The following is a 17,766-nucleotide window of genomic DNA, read 5'->3' as shown; positions in this document are numbered from 1 at the left end:
GCATTCAGCGCGGCCGTGCCAGCCTGCGATGCCGGTCACGGACAGAGGAAATGTCGCATGCGCCTGTTGCCCGTCCTTCTCGCCGCCGTCACTTTCGCCACGTTCGCAGCGCACGTGTCGGCGGCCGACCCGAAGCCCGAAATCGCGCGCGATATGGCGCAACCGCAGGCGCAGAACGCGGTGCACACCCTCCGCCAGATTCCCGAAGCCTGCGCGCGCCTAGAAGGCATGTTCACAGGGCAGGCGGGCGAGCCCTACGTATTCACGGTGGTGCGCACCAGCCCGCAATGCCAGCCACGGGCGCGCTTCGTCGATGCTGCCAAGGCCAAGCCATCGGCCTCCGCTGGGTGGATCCTCAACGACGTGATCCGCGTTCCCAACGCGTCGTGTCCGTCGCAGCAGGCGGTCGTGCAGGTCTGGCGCAAGCCGGGCCAGGCGGCGCCACCCAAGACGGACGCGCAGGGCCGCTCGCGCATCTACCTGGAGGAACAGCGGCAGGCCGCGAAGAGCGGCAACCTGGCCGCCGTGCCCCAGTTCGCCGCGCAAATGGCGGTCGAAGGCCAGAACTGCCGTTGAGTCGTTCCGGCCGGGCGCGAGGCCTCGGCCGGAACAAAAACCTCACAGCGGCAGAATCTGGATCCGCAGCTGACCTGCATCGGACAGCTGACGCACGCTTTTGCCTTCGGTGCCGTAGTTGTAGACCGCGCCGTAGGCCAGATACACCGTGTTGGTGATGCCGGAGATCGTTTCGTCCTGCTTGCCGACCCAGTCGGGGTCGGGCGTGAGCACGAGATAGCGCACGCCGTCGTCGGACGGATTGAGGAACATGTCGAGCGTGAACGATCTGCCGCGTCGGGCGAACTCGTGGAAGCCATGGCGGCGAACGACCCGGTGCTGCTCGTCGAGGAGCGCCATGCCGGCCGCGAGGGTGGCCGCATCGTTGGCGATGATCTCCAGCCGCACCATGGAAGGCAGCGGAACATCCTGCAGCTTCCACATGATGGTCGCGACACGTCCCTTCTCGTTCTCCACGCATTGGCCCAGGGCAGCGAAGTCGGTCAAGGGCGCCGCCTTGACCTTCTTGCCCTCCGGGGCAATCGACGCGGTAAGCGGCGTCGGCTGCAGTGCGGCCAGAGACGGCGCGCACTGTCCTTGCAGGTTCACGCGATTGGGCGCTTTCGGCACCGAGGCGCAGGCCACCAGCAGCAGCGGCAGCAGCGCCACCGCGATCCTGTGCATGGCGGTGCTCACAGCTGCGCCGCGATCTTTTCGGCGATCGCCTGCACGGCGAGCTTCAGTCCGTCCGCCTTCGCCACGCCGGCCTTCTCGAGGTCTGTGGAGTCGGGATAGACGTAGCGCTGGTCCGGGTCGATCACCACGGCATCGGGCGTGTTGAACACGTTGTTGTAGACGAACGTGTCCTGGAACAGCTTGGTCTTGCCATCGGCGGTCATGAGGCGCGCCGTCATGGTGACGGTGGGCCTGTACGGCTGCGCGTCCCCAGCGCCGGCCGAAGCGTAGCCGACGAAACCGAAGTTGATGTCGAGTTGCGCGTCGCCTTCATGGACGGCCACCAGTGCCTTGCGCTGGCCCCACATGTCGCGCTTGGTCTTCTTGCCTTCCGGTTCTTCCAGGGCGTCGGGCCAGATCACCTGGTAGCCGCGTTGCTGCAGCAGCGCGTCGAAGGCCTCGCGGAAGGCCACGACTTCATCGAATTGCGCCTGCTTGAGGTGTTCGCGCAGCTGTGCCCGCTTGGGTGCCATGTTGGCTTCGGCGACCAGCGCGCCGATCAGGCCGAACTGGTAACCCGGGTTGTTCATGATCATCACCGTCGGCTCGCTGGGCCGCATCTGCAGCACGGTGATCGACTTCAACTGCGGCGCGGCGGCGCGATTGAGCGCCTGGCGCTGCGGCTTGGAAACGCAACCGGTCAGTGCCGTGAGTACGACGACAGCAGCCAGCAAAGCCTTGAGCTTGCGAGGCATATCTTCCCCCTGATTGTGTGTGCCGATGACGGCAGGAATGCCCGGGCTGCACCGTTCGGTGTCCCCCAGCCTTGGGCATGCCAATGGTTGCCGATCCGGACAGGCTCGGCAATGTTGTCCGATCAGCCTGCCGCGTGATGACTGCGCATGTCAGTCGAACGACGGCGTCGACGTCATTCCTGCGATTGGGCCAGCTTCTTCGCCACCAGCACGTTCCTCAGCGTCACGTACTTCGGAATGCCGTCCCGACCGTACGGGGGCGGCGCTTCACCTCGGATCAGCGGTTCCAGGTAGCGGCGCGCGGCGGGGGTGATGCCATAGCCGTCGGCGCGGATGAAATTCGCCGGCATCTTCTTTTCGTGGTTGGCGATCTTCGACAGCGGTGCGGCTTCGATCTTCCAGCGGTACGGCATGTCGGACGTACGCACGATCACCGGCATCACCGCGTTCATGCCCTTCAGCGCGAACTCCACCGCCTTGCGCCCCACTGCCTGCGCCTGGTCGAGATCGGTCTTCGAGGCCAGGTGCCGGGCCGAGCGCTGCAGGTAGTCGGGCAGGGCCCAGTGCACCTTGTAGCCCAGCGCGTCCTTCACGCGTCCGGCAAGGAACGAGGCCACGCCGCCGAGCTGCGTATGACCAAAGGAGTCCTTGCCGCCACCCGCGTCGGCGACGAACCTGCCGTCCGCGGTCTGGATGCCTTCGCTGGCGACGACCACGCAGTAGCCCACGCGCTCGACGGTGGCTTTCACCTTGGCGAAGAAGTCCGCTTCTTCGTACGGGCGTTCGGGGAAGAGGATGAGATGCGGCGCCTCGTCCGGGCCTTCGCCCGCCAGTCCGGCCGCAGCCGCCAGCCAGCCGGCGTGGCGGCCCATCGCTTCATACACGAACACCTTGGTGGACGTTTCCGCCATCGCCGCCACGTCCAGCGCGCATTCGCGCACGGATACGGCGGTGTACTTGGCGGCTGAACCGAATCCCGGGCAGCAGTCGGTGACCGCCAGATCGTTGTCCACGGTCTTGGGCACGCCCACGCAGGTGAGCGGATAGCCGAACTCCTCCGCCAGTTGCGAGACCTTCAACGCGGTATCGGCCGAGTCGTTGCCGCCGTTGTAGAGGAACCAGCGCACGTCGTGCGCGCGGAACACCTCGATCAAACGCTCGTATTTCGCGCGGTCCTGGTCCAGCGACTTCAGCTTGACCCGGCACGAGCCGAACGCGCCGCCCGGGGTATGGGCCAGCCGCGCGATGGTTCCCGCGGGTTCCTTCGAGGTGTCGATCAGTTCCTCGTTCAGCACGCCCAGGATGCCGTTGCGTCCGGCCAGCACGCGGACCTTGCGGGCACGGGCGGCCTGGATCACGGCCGAGGCGGTGGCGTTGATGACGGCGGTGACGCCGCCCGACTGCGCGTAGAGCAGGGTTCCGGAGGCCATGTCCATTCCTGGATTGAGGGCGGGATGCGGTAAAGTGACCGCAATATTTGCCCCGGCGGGGCTGCAGCGCCCGAGTTTAGCGCCGCGCCGCGGGTTCGCGACCGGGACCGCCCGGGCCGCGCCGCCGAGACGGCGCAGAATTTTCCCGTTCTAGGAGTGACGTTGATGCGATTGGTACTTCTGGGTGCGCCCGGCTCCGGCAAGGGCACGCAGGCCGCGCGGCTCAAGGACCATCTGCAGGTCCCGCACATTTCCACCGGCGACCTGCTGCGCGCCGAAGTGGCCGCCGGCACCAGGCTGGGTCTGGAGGCCAAGGAGATCATGGCGTCGGGCAATCTGGTCAGCGACGAGATCCTGCTGGGCATGCTCGAGGATCGCTTCTCGCGGCCCGACACCAAGGGCGGCTTCATTCTCGACGGCTATCCGCGCAATCTCGTCCAGGCGGGCGCGCTGGACCAGCTGCTGCAGCGCATCGGCCAGCCGATGGATTACGCCGTGCAGCTGGACGTGCCGGCCGAACTGCTGGTCGAGCGCATCGCCGGCCGCGCGAAGGCCGAGGGCCGTGCGGACGACAGTCCGGAATCCGTGCGCACGCGCCTGAAGGTCTACGAGGACCAGACCGCGCCGGTGATCGAGTTCTACCGTCAACACGGCCAGCTCACCGTGGTGAACGGCGTGGGCACGCTGGACGACGTGTTCAACCGCATCCTCGAAGCGCTGCAGCCGGCTAAAGAGGTTGGGTGAGGCAGGCCGCTCGCGCGGCACTGCCGCGCGGTCTGCCGAACGCCCGGCCATGGATGGCCGGGCCGGGCAATCCGAAGCTGGGCAGGCTTCGCCATGGATGGCTGCGACTCGCCCGAAGCGTTGCATGATCGAATCTCCGCGCCCGCCGCGGACCCATGCGTGAACGAACTGCTGCGATCGTCTAAGGGCTCGCAATCTTGAAGATCCATATCTTGGGTATCGCCGGAACCTTCATGGGCGGCGTCGCCGCGCTTGCGCGCGAACTGGGACACGAGGTCGAAGGCAGCGACCAGGCCGTGTATCCGCCGATGTCCACGCAGCTGGAAAAGCTCGGCATCGCGCTGCGCCAAGGCTATGTGCCCGGCAACATCTCCGCGGACTGCGAACAGATCGTCGTCGGCAACGCACTTTCGCGCGGGAATGCGGCGGTGGAGCAGGTGCTCGACGACGGCCGGCGCTACACGTCCGGTGCGCAGTGGCTCAGCGAGAACCTGCTGCCGGGCCGCGACACGCTGGCCGTGGCCGGCACCCACGGCAAGACGACCACCACCACCATCCTCACCTTCCTGCTGGAGGTCGCCGGCCGCGCGCCGGGCTTCCTGATCGGCGGCGTGGCGGAGGACTTCGGCGTCTCCGCGCGCGTCGGCGAGGGGCGCGAGTTCGTGGTCGAGGCCGACGAATACGACACTGCGTTCTTCGACAAGCGCAGCAAGTTCGTCCACTACCGACCGCTGGTGGCGATCCTCAACAACCTGGAGTACGACCACGCGGACATCTTCCCCGACGTGGCCGCGATCCAGCGCCAGTTCCACCATCTGGTGCGCACCGTGCCGCGCCGCGGCCGGCTCATCGTCAACGGCGAGGACCGCCGCCTGGCCGAAGTGCTGGCGATGGGCTGCTGGACTCCGGTGGAAACCTTCGGCCTGGACGCGAGCCTGCTGCCGTCGGCGGCGCCTTCCGAAGGCCACGGCGACCGCGCCGACCAGCGTGCCGCCGCGCAGGCGGCGTTCGACTGGACGGCGCGCCTGGTCAACGAAGACGGCAGCGTCTTCGTCGTGATCCACCGCGGCGTCGAGATCGGCGAAGTGCGCTGGCCGCTGCTGGGCCGCCACAACGTGATGAACGCGCTGGCCGCACTCGCCGCGGCCAATGCGGTGGGCGTCGACGTCTCGCTGGTGCTGCCTGCGCTGGCGCAGTTCCGCAGCGTCAAGCGCCGGCTGGAAGTGATCGGCCGCGCGCATGAAGTCACCATCTACGACGACTTCGCACACCATCCCACCGCGATCGCGACGACGCTGGCCGGCCTGCGCGCGAAGGTGGGCGATGCGCGGATTGTGGTGGCGATGGAACCGCGCAGCAATTCGATGCGCCTGGGTGCGCATTCCGAGGCGCTGGCGCCGTCGCTGGATATCGCGGACGAAGTGGTCTTCCTGCATCGGCCGGAGCTCGCGTGGGATGCGAACAAGGTCGTCTCTGCTCTGCGCGGTGCCGGCGTCACCGTGGCGGACGCGGATGCGCTGATCGCCGCGATGCGTGCGCGCGTCCGCTCGGGCGACCACGTCGTATTCATGTCGAACGGCGGCTTCGATGGCGCGCCGCGTCGCTTCCTCGCGGCGCTGCACGAACAGGACGAACGCTGAACCACGGCACGGCATCCGGGGCGGTTCCGACCTAAACTTGCCCCGATGTCCGCGGACGACGAACTCCAGCCACTGGGACTGTTCCCGCTGCACACCGTGCTGCTGCCCGGTGCGGCACTGGGCCTGCGCGTGTTCGAGCCGCGTTACCTGGACCTGGTGCGCGACTGCGCACGCGGCGGCAAGGGTTTTGGCGTTTGCCTGATCATCGACGGGCAGGAGGCCGGCGCGCCGGCCAGCGCGGCTGCGTATGGCACCGAGGCACTGATCGAGGATTTCGGCCGCGGCGATGACGGCCTGTTGACCCTGCAGGTACGCGGGGCGCGCCGCTTCCACGCGCAACGCGTGCGGGTGCGCGACAACGGCCTGCAGGTGGCCGACGTGACCTGGTGCGATCCCGATCCTGACGACCCGCTGCGACCGGAGCATGGCCTGCTGGGCAAGCTGCTCGAGCAGATCGTCGAGAAGATCGGCGGCGAGCACGCCAAGGCGCCACATGCGCGCTTCGACGACGCGGCCTGGGTCGGCTGGCGACTGGCCGAGCTGCTGCCGCTGGAACTGTCGCAACGCCAGGTGCTGTTGCAGACCGACGACCCGCACGCGCGCCTGGACCGGCTGCTCGCGCTACTGCCCTGACGCGGCCGTCCTGATCCGCAGCACCCGGGTCGTGCCGCTCGGATGCGGCGCTTCCAGCATCACCATGCCGCCGAGCGCCTGCTTGACCAGTTCGTGCGCGTGTCCGTCGTCGGTGATCGGCAGCCACAGTGCCGCGGCGCCCAGCGGCTTGTTCAGGCGCAGCGTCTGCGTGGTGCCGATCCACAGCGGCGTGCCGTCGTCCAGCAGCACGGGTGCGCGCCATAACCGCAGCGCATACAGCTCGTCCTTGCGCGCGCCGTCGTGCAGCATCAGCAGGGTTTCGGCCTGCGCGTCCAGGGTTGCCGGCAGCACCGCCTGCGCGTGCGGATCGGTGTCGTCGTCGAGCAGCCCCAGCGTGACCACCCAGTCCGCCTGCGGCTGCACGCGCCAGCCAGCGGCTTCCAGGCGGCTGCGCAGCGGGTCGAGCGCACCGGCGACCTGCACGTCGAGCGGCCAGCGACGGCGTTCGTCGCGTTCGTTGCGCTGTGCCGGCAGTTGCGTCCAGGCACCTTCCCACCAGTCCTGGTCGTCCATCACGGTCGTGGGTGCGGCCGCCTCGAAGCGTGCAAGCAGCGTGTCGGCGGTGCGCGGCGCGTGCCACAACGCCGCCACCACGAACGTGCCGTAGAACAACCACGCCAGCGGGCGCATCCAGAACGAGCGCTGCACGTGGCGGCGATACGCGATGCCCAGCACCAGCAGCCACAACACGCCGAACAGGGTCCCGCCGACCAGGTCGCTGGGCCAGTGCGCGCCCAGGTAGAGGCGAGCGAACCCGACCACGGCCGTGACCACGCCGGCCAGCAGGTAAGGCCACACGCGCGTGCGGCCCGGCAGCTCGCGCGCAATGAGTACGGCGAAGAAACCGAACACGATGGTGGTCATGGTGACCGCCACCGACGGAAAGCCGAATCCGGCCGGTGCCGTCGGCGGACGCGGCATGTCGATGGCCGCTTCGAGCAGCGAGGTCAGTACCAGGCCGAACACGATGGCCGCCAGCCAATGCGCGGCGGCCATCCAGCGCTTGCGCCAGATCAGGTAGGCCAGCGCGACCAGCGCGGCCGGACCCAGCACCGATGCATCGCCGATGCAGGCGAGCGCCGCCATCATGCGGTCGGCCAGCGGGTTGCGCAGGCTCCACATCAGTTCGTGGATGGTGTGATCCAGTGCCAGCGGGCCGCCGCTGGCCAGCAGCGTGGCCAGCAGCGTGAACCAGGCCCAGCTGATCGCCAGCAGGCAGACGGCCAGCATCAGCAGGGAGGGCGATTCGGGGCGGTTCGGGTCGATCAGCGCGGCCGCGTAGCGGCCCAGCCGCGGATGGTTGCGCGTCCAGCGCAGCGCACGCGCCAGCAGGTTGTCCGCATGCGCGGCGAACCATCGCCAGGTGTAGAGCACGGTGGCCCAGACCAGCGCGATCACCACCACCAGCGCGCCGAGCACCAGGGCGAGGCGGTCGGCTACGGCGGCCACGGCATCGTAGGACTTGCCGAGCACCCAGCCGGGCAGCAGGAACAGCGCCGCCCACACGATGCACGCGCCGAGGCTGGGCAGGGCATAGCGTCGCAGGGGCACGTGCAGCATGCCCGCGATGGCTGGCACGAACGGCCGCACCGCACCGACGAACCGCGCGATCACGATGCTCTTCGTGCCGTGCCGGCGGAACATCGCCTCGCCGCGATCCAGCCATTGCGGATAACGCGAGAACGGCCAGCGGCTGCGCAACTGCGGGCCCCAGCGATGCCCGACCCAGAAGCTCAGAGCATCGCCTACGAACGCGCCCAGCGTCGCGCAGACCAGCGCATACGGTCCGTTGATGTGGCCCAGCCCGACCAGCGCGCCCACCGCGAACAGCAGTGGCAGCGCCGGCACCACGATGCCCAGCACGACCAGCGCGTCGCAGAAGGCGATGAGGAAAATGACGGCGCCGGCCGCGATGGGGTGGGCCGCGATCCAGGCGGTCGCGCTTTCGATCCAGGCCGGTTGCATCGGCCGATTATGGCAGCAGCCCCGGTAAGCGCGAAGGCAGCGGCGCGTCACGCGCGTGCCATCGACAGGTCACGAATCCGTCAGCCGCCGCTGGGGAGGACGGGCCACGTCGTACACTTGCGCGATGCCCACCGAAGCGGTCGAGATCAGCGCACTCAAGGCCGACAGCTTCGGCCGCATCGCCCTGATGCGGGATGAGCGCGGCCTGTTCGTGCGACGCGACATTGCCCACGTGCCCTGGTGGCTGCGCCTGCCGGCGTGGTGGCTGGCGCGACGCGAGGCGCGCGCGCTGCAGCGCGTGCAGGGTCTGGCGGCGCCGCAACTGCTGCGCTGGACCGGCGGACGGCTCGATCGCAGCTACCTCGACGGCGCCGCCATGTACCAGCGCCCGCCCCGCGGCGATGTGGCGTATTTCCATCGCGCGCGGCGGCTGCTGCAGCAACTGCACCGACGCGGGCTTGCGCACAACGATCTGGCGAAGGAAGCCAACTGGCTGGTGCTGGCCGATGGGCAACCGGCCATCATCGATTTCCAGCTCGCCACGCGCGGCGATCCACGAGCGCGCTGGATGCGGTTGCTCGCGCGCGAGGACCTGCGCCATCTGCTCAAGCACAAACGCACCTATTGCCCGCAGGCGCTGACGCCGGTGGAACGACGCATGCTCAAGCGCCATTCGTGGGTGCGCGAGGCATGGTTCGCCACCGGCAAGCCGGTCTACCGGTTCGTAACGCGCCGGCTGCTGCAATGGGAAGACAACGAAGGCCAAGGGCCCAAGCCCTAGGCGCCCTGGCCACCAAGGAGGACGCGCCATGCGCACGCTGTCCGGCAAGACCCTCTTCATCACCGGCGCCTCGCGTGGGATAGGCCGCGCGATCGCCCTGCGGGCCGCGCGCGACGGGGCGAACATCGCCATTGCCGCCAAGTCGGCGGTGCCCAATCCCAAGTTGCCCGGCACCATCCATACGGTCGCGGCCGAAGTGGAAGCCGCGGGCGGCAAGGCGCTCGCGCTGAAATGCGACATCCGCGAGGAGGAGGAAGTGCTCGCGGCGGTCGCGGCCACGGTGGACGCATTCGGCGGCATCGACATCCTGGTCAACAACGCCAGCGCGATCTGGCTGCGTGGCACGCTGGACACGCCGATGAAGCGTTACGACCTGATGCAGGAGGTCAACGCGCGCGGCACGTTCCTGTGTTCCCAGGCCTGCCTGCCGCATCTGCTGAAAGCGCCCGATCCGCACATCCTGTCGCTGGCGCCGCCGCTCAACCTCGATCCCAAATGGTGGGCGCCGCACACCGCCTACACGCTGGCGAAGATGGGCATGAGCTTCGTGACGCTGGGCCTGGCCGCCGAATTCGGCCCGCAGGGCGTCGCAGTGAATGCCTTGTGGCCACGCACCGTCATCGCGACGGACGCCATCAACATGATTCCCGGTGTCCGCCCGGAGCAGTGCCGCACGCCCGAGATCGTCGCCGACGCCGCGCATGCCGTGCTGGTGCGCCCGTCGGATGACTTCTACGGCCACTTCCTCATCGACGACGACGTGCTGTTCGCCGCCGGCGTCACCGACTTCAGCGGGTACGCGGTCGACCCGAATACCGACCACCTGCTGCCGGATCTGTTCCTGACGGATTCGCAGTTGGCGAGGAAGCCGCGGTAGTTCGCTTCGCAGGAAGTCGATGGTCTTTGTAGGAGCGAGCTTGCTCGCGACCGAACTGTCCAAGCTGGACGCTGGTGGTCGCACGACGGCGCGATGGGGAACGCGAGCTCGCAATTTGGCCCGCCGTCGCTCTCTCACACTTGCTCAACAAGGAGGCTCCCACGTCATACCGTTCGCCCTGAGCGTAGCGGCGCAGCCGCGAAGTCGAAGTGCGGATGGCGCCGCTGCCGCGGACAAACATCCTGGTTACGGTCCTTGTGCCGTTCATGGCCGGGCGTTTGCCTTGTGCGAGCCAGTGCCTCGCAGCTGAGCGTTCGTTTCGAGATCTGCTGCCATCCATGGCGCGACGTATCGGCTTCGGATCGCCCGGCCCGGCCATCCATGGCCGGGCGTTCGCGACCGCGCAAGGCAATGCCTCGCAAGCGCGATCCCTCACCCCATCACCCCCGGTAGCCTTTGGCCGCAGTGACGGCAGAAATGCGCGGCGGGATCGTGGCCTTCCAGCCCGCATTCGGGACAGCCGCGGCGGTCGAAGCGTTGCGCGTCGCTGGCTTCGCGCAGGCTGCTGGCCAGTTCTGCCGTGTAGATGCCGGTCGGCACGGCGATGATGCTGTAGCCGATCAGGATCAGCAGCGACGTGATGAACCGGCCCAGCGTCGTCTGCGGCGCGATGTCGCCGAAGCCCACCGTCGCCATCGTCACCACCGCCCAGTACATGCTGGTGGGAATGCTGGCGAACCCGTGCTCTGGTCCTTCCACCACGTACATCACCGCGCCGAAGATCACGGTGATGGTGAGCACCGCGCAGACGAAGACGAAGATCTTGCGCCGGCTGCGCCACAGCGCGCCCATCAGCACGCCGCCTTCCTCGACGTACTGGGTCATCTTGAGGATGCGGAACAACCGCAGCATGCGCAGGATCCGCACGGCCAGCAGGCTCTGGCTACCAGGCAGGAACAGCGACAGATACGTCGGCAGGATCGACAGCAGGTCGATCAGTCCCCACAGGCTGAAGGCATACCGCCACCAGCGCCGCACCACCAGCAGGCGCAGCCCGTATTCGGCGGTGAACAGCAGCGTAAAGCCCCATTCGATGAGATACAGAAGCGCGGCGTGCTTTGCATGGATGCGCGCGACGCTGTCCAGCATGATCACTATCACGCTAGTCAGGATCACCGCGATCAGCGCCAGGTCGAAGTTGCGCGCACGCCACGTGTCGTGCCGGAACACGACGTCGAACCACCGCCGGCGCCACCCGGATTCGCTGGCGGGATTGAGCTGTGGATCGAGCAGCAGGGGCATCGCCTCACCTCCGGCGGCCATTGTCCGCAGCATGCCGTGCAGGCTATGCAAACCGGGCTTGTGAAGGCCACCGCGGCACGCTAACGTCGCCGCGCAACTTTGGGGAAAGGACATGCCGTACTTGCAAGGACTACCGGCCTTCGCCGGCTATTTCGCCGTGGGCCTGGGTTTCGTCGTGCTGTTCCTGGCCATCTACCTGCACCTCACGCCGCACCGCGAGCTGCAACTGATCCGCCAGGGCAATCTCGCCGCCAGCACCGCGTTGTCGGGCGCGCTGGCCGGCTTCTGCCTGCCGCTTGCCAGCGCGATGGCACACAGCGTGAGCCTGGTCGACCTGGCGTTGTGGGGAGCGGTCGCGTTGCTGGCCCAGGCCTCTGCCTACGGGCTCACACGCTTGTTGTTGCCTGGCTTCCCGGCACGCATTGAGCGCGCCGAACAGGCGGCTGCGGTGCTCGCCGCCACGCTGCACGTGGGCGTGGGCCTGCTCAACGCGGCGGCGATGGTGTACTGATGGCCAAACGTCGCCGCTCGGCCTCGCCGATCATCCAGAAGGTCTCGGAATCGCGGCGCGGACGCGAGATTCCGTGGCTCACCATCGGTGCGGTCGCGCTGATCGGCCTGCCGATCCTACGCGACGTTACCGCCGATCCGATGCGCCGCAACCGCTATGTGGATCGCGCCAGCTGCGAGTGCGATTACGGCAATCGCTGCGAACGCGACTATGCGAACGGCGGTTGGACCGGACCGTGGTACGCACGTGATGTCTCCGACCGCCGCGCCGACGATCCGGGCGAGGGCGAATGCCGCAGGCACTACGGGACGCGTTACGGATACGGCGGTCATGGCGGCTACGGCAGCTACGGAAGGGACACGGGCTACCGGCCGCCTACCTCGATCGAAAGCGGTTACCGCGGCGGATTCGGCGCTACCGGCCGCGTTCGCGCTGCGGGTTCCTGAGTCGATGCGCCGGCAATCGCGTGCGCCGCGCGAAGACTGGCGGGCACGAGTCGAGTCGCTGGGATTCGATTTCCACACGCTCGACGGTCCGTACTGGATCGAGGATGCGTGCTATCGCTTCGACGCCGACGAAATCGACCGCATCGAGAACGCCGGCAACGAACTGCACGCGATGTGCCTGCAGGCCGTGGCGCATGTGATCGAGCGCGGCGAGTACGAGCCGCTTGGTCTTGATCAGAATGCTGCGGCGATGGTCGAGGCTTCGTGGCGTAACGGCGAGCGCGCGCTGTACGGTCGCATGGACCTGGCCTACGACGGCCGTGGCGAACCGAAACTGCTGGAATACAACGCCGACACGCCGACTTCACTGTTCGAGGCGTCCATCGTGCAGTGGCACTGGCTGGAAGACACGCGTGCCGGTGCGGACCAGTTCAACCTGATCCACGAGAAGCTGGTGGAGCGCTGGGCCGAACTGCTGCCGCACGATGCAGTGGTGCATTTTGCCGGGTGCCTGGAAACCCGCGAGGACGAGGCCACGGTCGAATACCTGCGGGAGAGCTGCGCCCAGGCGGGTTTCACGACGGACCTGTTGGACATCTCGGACATTGGGTGGCGCGATTCCGGCTTCGTGGACCTGCACGATCGGCCGATCACGCGCATGTTCAAGCTGTATCCGTGGGAGTGGATGATGTCCGAGGGCTTCGCGGCCCACTTGCCAAGCGCGCCGACGACGTGGATCGAGCCGGCCTGGAAGCAGGTGCTGTCCAACAAGTCGCTGCTGCCCCTGCTTTGGCGCCTGTATCCCGGCCATCCGAACCTGCTGCCCGCGTCGCACGATCCGCGCGAGATTCCGGGCCCGGTCGTCGCCAAGCCGCGGCACGGGCGCGAAGGCGAGGGCGTGTTCATCGCCGAGCGCGGCATCGATTTCGCCGAGTCCGCAGTGGTCTACCAGGGCTTCGCGCCGCTCTACCGCAGCGAGGGCGGGCACGCGCTGCTCGGGGCGTGGGTGATTGGCGACGAGACGGTAGGGCTGGGTATCCGGGAGGACGACGGCCCGGTCACGCGCAACACCAGCCGCTTCGTCCCGCACTGCTTCGACTGAGGCCGCCCGCGCTGGAGCGTGCAATCGGCGACAATGCGGGTTCTGCCGAACCGCGCCCGCAACTCATGAGCCACACCACGTCCGCCGACCTGTTCTCGCTGTCCGAACGCTACTACCTGCCCGTCTACCGGCCACGTCGCATCGTGCTCGACCATGGTCGCGGCGCACGCGTGTGGGATCGCGACGGTCGCGAGTATGTGGACTTCGGCGCCGGCATCGCGGTCAACGCGCTGGGGCACGCACATACGGCCCTGGTCGCGGCGCTGACCGAACAGGCGGGCAAGCTGTGGCACACCAGCAATGTGTTCGTGAGCGAGCCGCCGCTGCGACTGGCCGAAGAACTGGTGACCGCGTCGCGTTTCGCGCAGCGCGTGTTCTTCTGCAACTCCGGCGCGGAAGCCAATGAGGCCGCGATCAAGCTGGCGCGCAAGTCGGCCACCGCGCAGGGACGCGAGCCCGATCGCCGCGTGATCCTCACCTTCCGCGGCAGCTTCCACGGCCGCACGCTCGCGGCGGTGACCGCCGGTGCGCAGCCGAAATACCACGAAGGTTTCGAGCCGCTGCCGCCCGGTTTCCGCTATAGCGACTTCAACGATCTCGCCGCCGCCGAAGCGGCGATGGCCCCGGGCGACGTGTGCGCCGTACTCGTCGAACCGGTGCAGGGCGAGGGCGGGGTCACGCCCGCCACCGAGGAGTTCCTGCTCGGCCTGCGCAAGCTCTGCGATCGGCACGGCGCCTTGCTGATGCTCGACGAGATCCAGTGCGGCATGGGCCGCACCGGACATCTGTTTGCGTGCCATGCCTACGGCATCACCCCAGACGTGGTCACGCTGGCCAAGGCACTTGGAAGCGGCTTCCCGATCGGCGCGATGCTGGTGGGCGAAAAGGCGGCCGAATCCATGCAGTTCGGCGCGCACGGCACCACATTCGGCGGCAACCCCCTCGCCGCCGCGGTCGCGCGTGCGGCGCTGCGCGAGCTGTCCTCGCCGCAACTGCTTGCCAACGTCGAGCGCCAGTCGCGCGCCATTCGCGACGCACTGGCGAGGATCGATGCCGAGCTGAACCTGTTCTCCGAAGTCCGCGGATTCGGCCTGATGCTGGGCGCCCAATTGCGCCCCGAACATGCCGGCAAGGCGGCGCAGATCCTCGACCTGTGCGTCGAGCAGGGGCTGCTGTTGCTTCAGGCGGGTCCGGACGTACTGCGTTTCGTGCCCGCGCTGAACATCAGCGACGACGACGTGGCCGAAGGCCTGCAGCGGCTGCGCGCCGCACTGCGGACATTCGCCGCCGGTTGACCGCAACGGCGTCGCTCCCTGCAGGAATGACGCCACCGACGTGTTGTGCGAATCCGGGTCGAAGACTTCGACCCGAGCGTGCCTGCCGTAGAGGGTCCAGCGCGCAGCGCGTCACGCGAGTTCCGCGAACACGGCGCGCGCCGCCTCGATGGTGTTTGCGATCTCCGCGTCGCCATGCGCGCTGGACACGAAGCCCGCTTCGAACGCCGACGGGGCCAGGTACACGCCGCGCCCCAGCATGCCGTGGAAGAAGCGATTGAATCGCCCAGTGTCGGAAGCCTTCGCGTCCTCGAAGGTTTCAACCGGCCCTTCGCGAAAATACAGGCCGAACATGCCCGGCGCTCGCGTGGTGGTGAATGCGATGTCGGCATCGCGCGCGGCGGCTTCCAGCCCGTCGCAGAGCCTGTCGGTGGCCTCCTGCAGCGCGGCATGGAAGCCCGGCACCTGGATCAGGTCCAGCGTCGCCAGGCCTGCGGCCATGGCCACGGGATTGCCGCTGAGCGTGCCGGCCTGGTAGATCGGGCCGCTTGGCGCGACCTGCGCCATCAGGTCGCGGCGTCCGCCATACGCACCCACCGGCATGCCGCCGCCGATGATCTTGCCGAACGTCGACAGGTCCGGCGTGATGCCATAACGCTCCTGCGCGCCGCCCAGCGCGACGCGGAAGCCGGTCATCACCTCGTCGAAGATCAACAGCGCGCCGTGCTTCGTGCACAACTCGCGCAGGTGCTGCAGGTAGCCGTTGCGTGGCAGGATGCAGTTCGCGTTGCCGACGATCGGTTCGATGATCAGGCCCGCGATTTCGCTTCCGACCTCGTCGAACAGTTGGGTGGCCGCATCGAAATCGTTGTACGGAATCGTCAGCGTGAGGTCGGCGAGCGCCGACGGCACGCCCGGCGAGTTGGGCAGGCCCAGCGTCATCACGCCGCTGCCCGCCTTCACCAGGAAGCTGTCGCCATGGCCGTGGTAACAGCCTTCGAACTTGACGATGCGGCTGCGCCCCGTCGCGCCGCGCGCCACGCGGATCGCCGACAGCGTGGCCTCGGTACCGGAGTTCACCATGCGGACCATTTCGCAACTCGGCACGATCTGCGTGATCCGCTCGGCCATCGTCACCTCGAGCGGATTCGGCACGCCGAAGCTCAGGCCATGACGCATGGTTTCCTCGACCGCTGCGAGCACCTGCGGATGCGCGTGGCCGGCGATCATCGGGCCCCAGGAACCGACGTAATCGACGTAACGGTTGCCATCGACGTCGAACAGGTACGCGCCTTCCGCGCGCTGCGCGAAGAACGGCTCGCCGCCAACCGACTTGAAGGCGCGCACCGGCGAATTGACTCCGCCCGGAATGAGGTCCTTGGCGCGGGTGAACAGGGCGTGCGAGCGTTCTTGGTTCATGGCGTGGGCAGTTCGGGGGAAGGGGAGGAAGTGTGGGCGCTTGCGTCGAAACAGGCGCGATATGCGCGGACCGCAGCGGCGGGATCGGGTGCGTCGAACACGCCCGAGATCACCGCGAGCAGGTCGGCGCCGGCTTCGACCAATGCCGTCGCATTGTCCGGAGTGATGCCGCCGATCGCTACCCGCGGCAAGCCAAGCGCGGCCGAATCGCGCAGCAGCGCGGGCGTGGCGCGACGCGCATTGGGTTTCGTGGGCGATGGGAAGAACGCTCCGAACGCGATGTAGTCCACGCCCGCAGACGCAGCCTTGCGTGCAAGGTGGAGATCGGCGTAGCACGACGCGCCCAGGATCGCATCGCCAAGTGCAGTGCGCGCAGCGGGCAGCTCACCATCGTCCTCGCCCAGGTGCGCGCCGTCCGCGCCGATGGCCACTGCAAGGCGCCAGTCGTCGTTGACGATCAGCGGAACACCGTAAGCTCGGCAGAGCGGCAGCAACTGGCGCGCCTGCTCGCCGCGCAACACGGAATCGGCCCGCTTGTTGCGGTACTGCAGCCATGCCGTGCCCGCGCGCAACACCACCTCCACGCGCTGCAGCAGCCGCACGGTGTCGCCGTCGTCGGGCGTAATGGCGTAGAGGCCGCGTGTGGGCCAGGCGGGATTCATGCGGGAATGCTTCCGTGGGCGCGGGCGCGGTGGGACAATGCGCGTTCCGCAATTCCCGCATTATCCGCCCATGCCCGAGACCGCCGCGACCACCACCTTCCGCACCTGGATGTGCGTCGTCTGCGGCTTCATCTACGACGAGGCCCAAGGCCTGCCGGAAGAGGGCATCGCGCCCGGCACCCGCTGGGAGGACGTCCCGGACACGTGGACGTGCCCGGATTGCGGCGTCACCAAGGACGACTTCGAGATGATGCCGCTCTAAGCGACATCGCAGCTTCAGAGCTTCGGCAGCCCAGGTCCGAAGGTCAGTTCGGCCCCATCCTTCAGCCCCAGTTTGGCGGCCTCGCCGGCATTGAGCTCCAGCACGAAACGGGCGGGCGCATCGCTCGGGTACGGCGGGCAGCGATCTCCCATGGAGCACGGCGGCACGTCACGCTGCTGCGAAACCAGCTTCCTGGTGGAATCGAAGTACAGGATGTCCAGCGGAATCCGGGTGTTCTTCATCCAGTAGGCCAACGGTTCCTGGCGTTCGTGGATGAACAGCATGCCGCGCCCCTGCGCGAGCTCGTCGCGGAACATGAGGCCACGCGCGCGCTCGGCATCGTCGTCGGCGATCTCCACCGAATAGCGCTGGCCGTTCAGCTCGACCCAGCTGTCGGCGCCGGCCCCGCTGGCGCAGCCGGAAAGGGCCAGCCCGCAGCAGGCGAGCAGCGATCGGAAGGTAGGCATGGCGGGCTCCAGTCAGGATTGGACGCGGGAGCCAGAACATCCGGCGACCGCATGTGCGAGTCAAGCGGTGGCAAGCGGAAATCGGGGCTTCCCAAACCGCTGCCGCATGTGCACAATGCGCGCCCCGCCGAGGTGAAGTTGATCGAAGCGGGGGTGTGTTGGAGGCGGTTTTCGAAGGGCGGTTGACGAACTTCGAAGGTGCTGTAAGATGCGCGGCCCTGCTGGCTGGGACGGCCGTCGAAGGA

19 protein-coding genes are annotated in these 17,766 nt (G+C 67.9%); 11 read left to right on the top strand and 8 right to left on the bottom strand.

What is annotated here, in order from left to right; translation table 11 throughout:
• Nucleotides 1-57: 57 nt before the first annotated feature.
• Nucleotides 58-576, top strand: coding sequence for a hypothetical protein (locus VFE83_RS12225; protein ID WP_324906495.1), 519 nt, complete (start codon nucleotides 58-60; stop codon nucleotides 574-576).
• A 42-nt stretch (nucleotides 577-618) separates the two neighbouring features.
• On the opposite strand, the gene VFE83_RS12220 is transcribed toward VFE83_RS12225, so the two are convergent.
• From VFE83_RS12220 to VFE83_RS12210, 3 genes are all read right to left on the bottom strand, one after another.
• A complete protein-coding gene (locus VFE83_RS12220) occupies nucleotides 619-1,251 on the bottom strand; it encodes a hypothetical protein (protein WP_324906493.1) in 633 nt (210 codons plus the stop codon).
• Nucleotides 1,248-1,985, bottom strand: a complete 738-nt coding sequence (locus VFE83_RS12215) for a hypothetical protein (RefSeq protein ID WP_324906491.1) — start codon at nucleotides 1,983-1,985, stop codon at nucleotides 1,248-1,250. Before VFE83_RS12215 ends, VFE83_RS12220 begins: the two co-directional genes overlap by 4 nt.
• A gap of 173 nt (nucleotides 1,986-2,158) precedes the next feature.
• Entirely contained in the window at nucleotides 2,159-3,415 is a 1,257-nt protein-coding gene (locus VFE83_RS12210; protein WP_324906489.1) for a 6-phosphofructokinase, read from the bottom strand.
• A 165-nt stretch (nucleotides 3,416-3,580) separates the two neighbouring features.
• On the opposite strand from VFE83_RS12210, the gene VFE83_RS12205 reads away from it, so the two are divergent.
• The 3 genes from VFE83_RS12205 (at nucleotide 3,581) to VFE83_RS12195 (ending at nucleotide 6,432) form a co-directional block, all read left to right on the top strand.
• Nucleotides 3,581-4,159 (top strand): adenylate kinase, encoded by a 579-nt coding sequence (locus VFE83_RS12205; RefSeq protein WP_324906487.1) that lies wholly within the window; start codon nucleotides 3,581-3,583, stop codon nucleotides 4,157-4,159.
• A gap of 233 nt (nucleotides 4,160-4,392) precedes the next feature.
• Complete coding sequence (locus VFE83_RS12200) at nucleotides 4,393-5,799, top strand: Mur ligase family protein (RefSeq protein ID WP_414674735.1); 1,407 nt, start codon at nucleotides 4,393-4,395, stop codon at nucleotides 5,797-5,799.
• A gap of 45 nt (nucleotides 5,800-5,844) precedes the next feature.
• Nucleotides 5,845-6,432: an LON peptidase substrate-binding domain-containing protein gene (locus VFE83_RS12195; protein WP_324906485.1), complete on the top strand. Its 588-nt coding sequence runs from the start codon at nucleotides 5,845-5,847 to the stop codon at nucleotides 6,430-6,432.
• Here VFE83_RS12195 and VFE83_RS12190 read toward each other — a convergent pair.
• Nucleotides 6,421-8,418, bottom strand: coding sequence for a bifunctional DedA family/phosphatase PAP2 family protein (locus VFE83_RS12190; RefSeq protein ID WP_324906483.1), 1,998 nt, complete (start codon nucleotides 8,416-8,418; stop codon nucleotides 6,421-6,423). The two genes, VFE83_RS12195 and VFE83_RS12190, sit on opposite strands and share 12 nt — an antisense overlap.
• Before the next feature lie 124 nt (nucleotides 8,419-8,542).
• Between VFE83_RS12190 and VFE83_RS12185 the strand changes: the two genes are divergently transcribed.
• Together VFE83_RS12185 and VFE83_RS12180 are read left to right on the top strand one after the other, a co-directional pair.
• Entirely contained in the window at nucleotides 8,543-9,199 is a 657-nt protein-coding gene (locus tag VFE83_RS12185) for a serine/threonine protein kinase (RefSeq protein ID WP_324906481.1), read from the top strand.
• Nucleotides 9,200-9,227: 28 nt separating this feature from the next.
• Nucleotides 9,228-10,076, top strand: a complete 849-nt coding sequence (locus VFE83_RS12180; RefSeq protein ID WP_324906479.1) for an NAD(P)-dependent oxidoreductase — start codon at nucleotides 9,228-9,230, stop codon at nucleotides 10,074-10,076.
• Nucleotides 10,077-10,508: 432 nt separating this feature from the next.
• Here the strand turns inward: VFE83_RS12180 and VFE83_RS12175 are convergent, their stop codons facing one another.
• Nucleotides 10,509-11,378, bottom strand: a complete 870-nt coding sequence (locus VFE83_RS12175; RefSeq protein WP_324906477.1) for an ion transporter — start codon at nucleotides 11,376-11,378, stop codon at nucleotides 10,509-10,511.
• A 112-nt stretch (nucleotides 11,379-11,490) separates the two neighbouring features.
• Between VFE83_RS12175 and VFE83_RS12170 the strand changes: the two genes are divergently transcribed.
• The 4 genes from VFE83_RS12170 (at nucleotide 11,491) to VFE83_RS12155 (ending at nucleotide 14,732) form a co-directional block, all read left to right on the top strand.
• Entirely contained in the window at nucleotides 11,491-11,889 is a 399-nt protein-coding gene (locus VFE83_RS12170) for a DUF350 domain-containing protein (protein WP_324906475.1), read from the top strand.
• Complete coding sequence (locus tag VFE83_RS12165; protein ID WP_324906473.1) at nucleotides 11,889-12,335, top strand: hypothetical protein; 447 nt, start codon at nucleotides 11,889-11,891, stop codon at nucleotides 12,333-12,335. The genes VFE83_RS12170 and VFE83_RS12165 overlap by 1 nt, the downstream gene beginning before the upstream one ends.
• Before the next feature lie 4 nt (nucleotides 12,336-12,339).
• Nucleotides 12,340-13,437 carry a glutathionylspermidine synthase family protein gene (locus VFE83_RS12160; RefSeq protein ID WP_324906471.1) on the top strand — a complete coding sequence of 366 codons (1,098 nt, stop codon included), beginning with the start codon at nucleotides 12,340-12,342 and terminating at the stop codon, nucleotides 13,435-13,437.
• Nucleotides 13,438-13,502: 65 nt separating this feature from the next.
• Nucleotides 13,503-14,732, top strand: a complete 1,230-nt coding sequence (locus tag VFE83_RS12155) for an acetylornithine/succinyldiaminopimelate transaminase (protein WP_324906469.1) — start codon at nucleotides 13,503-13,505, stop codon at nucleotides 14,730-14,732.
• A gap of 111 nt (nucleotides 14,733-14,843) precedes the next feature.
• Here the strand turns inward: VFE83_RS12155 and hemL are convergent, their stop codons facing one another.
• A complete protein-coding gene (gene hemL, locus VFE83_RS12150) occupies nucleotides 14,844-16,130 on the bottom strand; it encodes a glutamate-1-semialdehyde 2,1-aminomutase (RefSeq protein ID WP_324906467.1) in 1,287 nt (428 codons plus the stop codon).
• Entirely contained in the window at nucleotides 16,127-16,792 is a 666-nt protein-coding gene (thiE, locus tag VFE83_RS12145; protein ID WP_324906465.1) for a thiamine phosphate synthase, read from the bottom strand. Before thiE ends, hemL begins: the two co-directional genes overlap by 4 nt.
• Nucleotides 16,793-16,829: 37 nt before the next feature.
• Between thiE and VFE83_RS12140 the strand changes: the two genes are divergently transcribed.
• Nucleotides 16,830-17,054 carry a rubredoxin gene (locus VFE83_RS12140; RefSeq protein ID WP_324906463.1) on the top strand — a complete coding sequence of 75 codons (225 nt, stop codon included), beginning with the start codon at nucleotides 16,830-16,832 and terminating at the stop codon, nucleotides 17,052-17,054.
• 14 nt (nucleotides 17,055-17,068) lie between these two features.
• Here the strand turns inward: VFE83_RS12140 and VFE83_RS12135 are convergent, their stop codons facing one another.
• Nucleotides 17,069-17,521: a DUF192 domain-containing protein gene (locus tag VFE83_RS12135; RefSeq protein ID WP_324906460.1), complete on the bottom strand. Its 453-nt coding sequence runs from the start codon at nucleotides 17,519-17,521 to the stop codon at nucleotides 17,069-17,071.
• Nucleotides 17,522-17,766: the final 245 nt, after the last annotated feature.

The organism is Lysobacter sp. (assembly GCF_035655815.1).
GTDB lineage: Bacteria > Pseudomonadota > Gammaproteobacteria > Xanthomonadales > Xanthomonadaceae > Lysobacter_J.
This window is presented reverse-complemented; position numbering and strand designations above follow the sequence as displayed.

Coding starts and splice junctions, on each gene's coding strand:
- VFE83_RS12215 (WP_324906491.1), bottom strand. CDS start 1,985: ATGCCTCGCAAGCTCAAGGCTTTGCTGGCTGCTGTCGTCGTACTCACG.
- thiE (WP_324906465.1), bottom strand. CDS start 16,792: ATGAATCCCGCCTGGCCCACACGCGGCCTCTACGCCATTACGCCCGAC.
- VFE83_RS12135 (WP_324906460.1), bottom strand. CDS start 17,521: ATGCCTACCTTCCGATCGCTGCTCGCCTGCTGCGGGCTGGCCCTTTCC.
- VFE83_RS12160 (WP_324906471.1), top strand. CDS start 12,340: ATGCGCCGGCAATCGCGTGCGCCGCGCGAAGACTGGCGGGCACGAGTC.
- VFE83_RS12195 (WP_324906485.1), top strand. CDS start 5,845: ATGTCCGCGGACGACGAACTCCAGCCACTGGGACTGTTCCCGCTGCAC.
- VFE83_RS12180 (WP_324906479.1), top strand. CDS start 9,228: ATGCGCACGCTGTCCGGCAAGACCCTCTTCATCACCGGCGCCTCGCGT.
- VFE83_RS12200 (WP_414674735.1), top strand. CDS start 4,393: ATGGGCGGCGTCGCCGCGCTTGCGCGCGAACTGGGACACGAGGTCGAA.
- VFE83_RS12155 (WP_324906469.1), top strand. CDS start 13,503: ATGAGCCACACCACGTCCGCCGACCTGTTCTCGCTGTCCGAACGCTAC.
- VFE83_RS12170 (WP_324906475.1), top strand. CDS start 11,491: ATGCCGTACTTGCAAGGACTACCGGCCTTCGCCGGCTATTTCGCCGTG.
- VFE83_RS12225 (WP_324906495.1), top strand. CDS start 58: ATGCGCCTGTTGCCCGTCCTTCTCGCCGCCGTCACTTTCGCCACGTTC.
- VFE83_RS12175 (WP_324906477.1), bottom strand. CDS start 11,378: ATGCCCCTGCTGCTCGATCCACAGCTCAATCCCGCCAGCGAATCCGGG.
- hemL (WP_324906467.1), bottom strand. CDS start 16,130: ATGAACCAAGAACGCTCGCACGCCCTGTTCACCCGCGCCAAGGACCTC.
- VFE83_RS12190 (WP_324906483.1), bottom strand. CDS start 8,418: ATGCAACCGGCCTGGATCGAAAGCGCGACCGCCTGGATCGCGGCCCAC.
- VFE83_RS12205 (WP_324906487.1), top strand. CDS start 3,581: ATGCGATTGGTACTTCTGGGTGCGCCCGGCTCCGGCAAGGGCACGCAG.
- VFE83_RS12165 (WP_324906473.1), top strand. CDS start 11,889: ATGGCCAAACGTCGCCGCTCGGCCTCGCCGATCATCCAGAAGGTCTCG.
- VFE83_RS12210 (WP_324906489.1), bottom strand. CDS start 3,415: ATGGCCTCCGGAACCCTGCTCTACGCGCAGTCGGGCGGCGTCACCGCC.
- VFE83_RS12140 (WP_324906463.1), top strand. CDS start 16,830: ATGCGCGTTCCGCAATTCCCGCATTATCCGCCCATGCCCGAGACCGCC.
- VFE83_RS12185 (WP_324906481.1), top strand. CDS start 8,543: ATGCCCACCGAAGCGGTCGAGATCAGCGCACTCAAGGCCGACAGCTTC.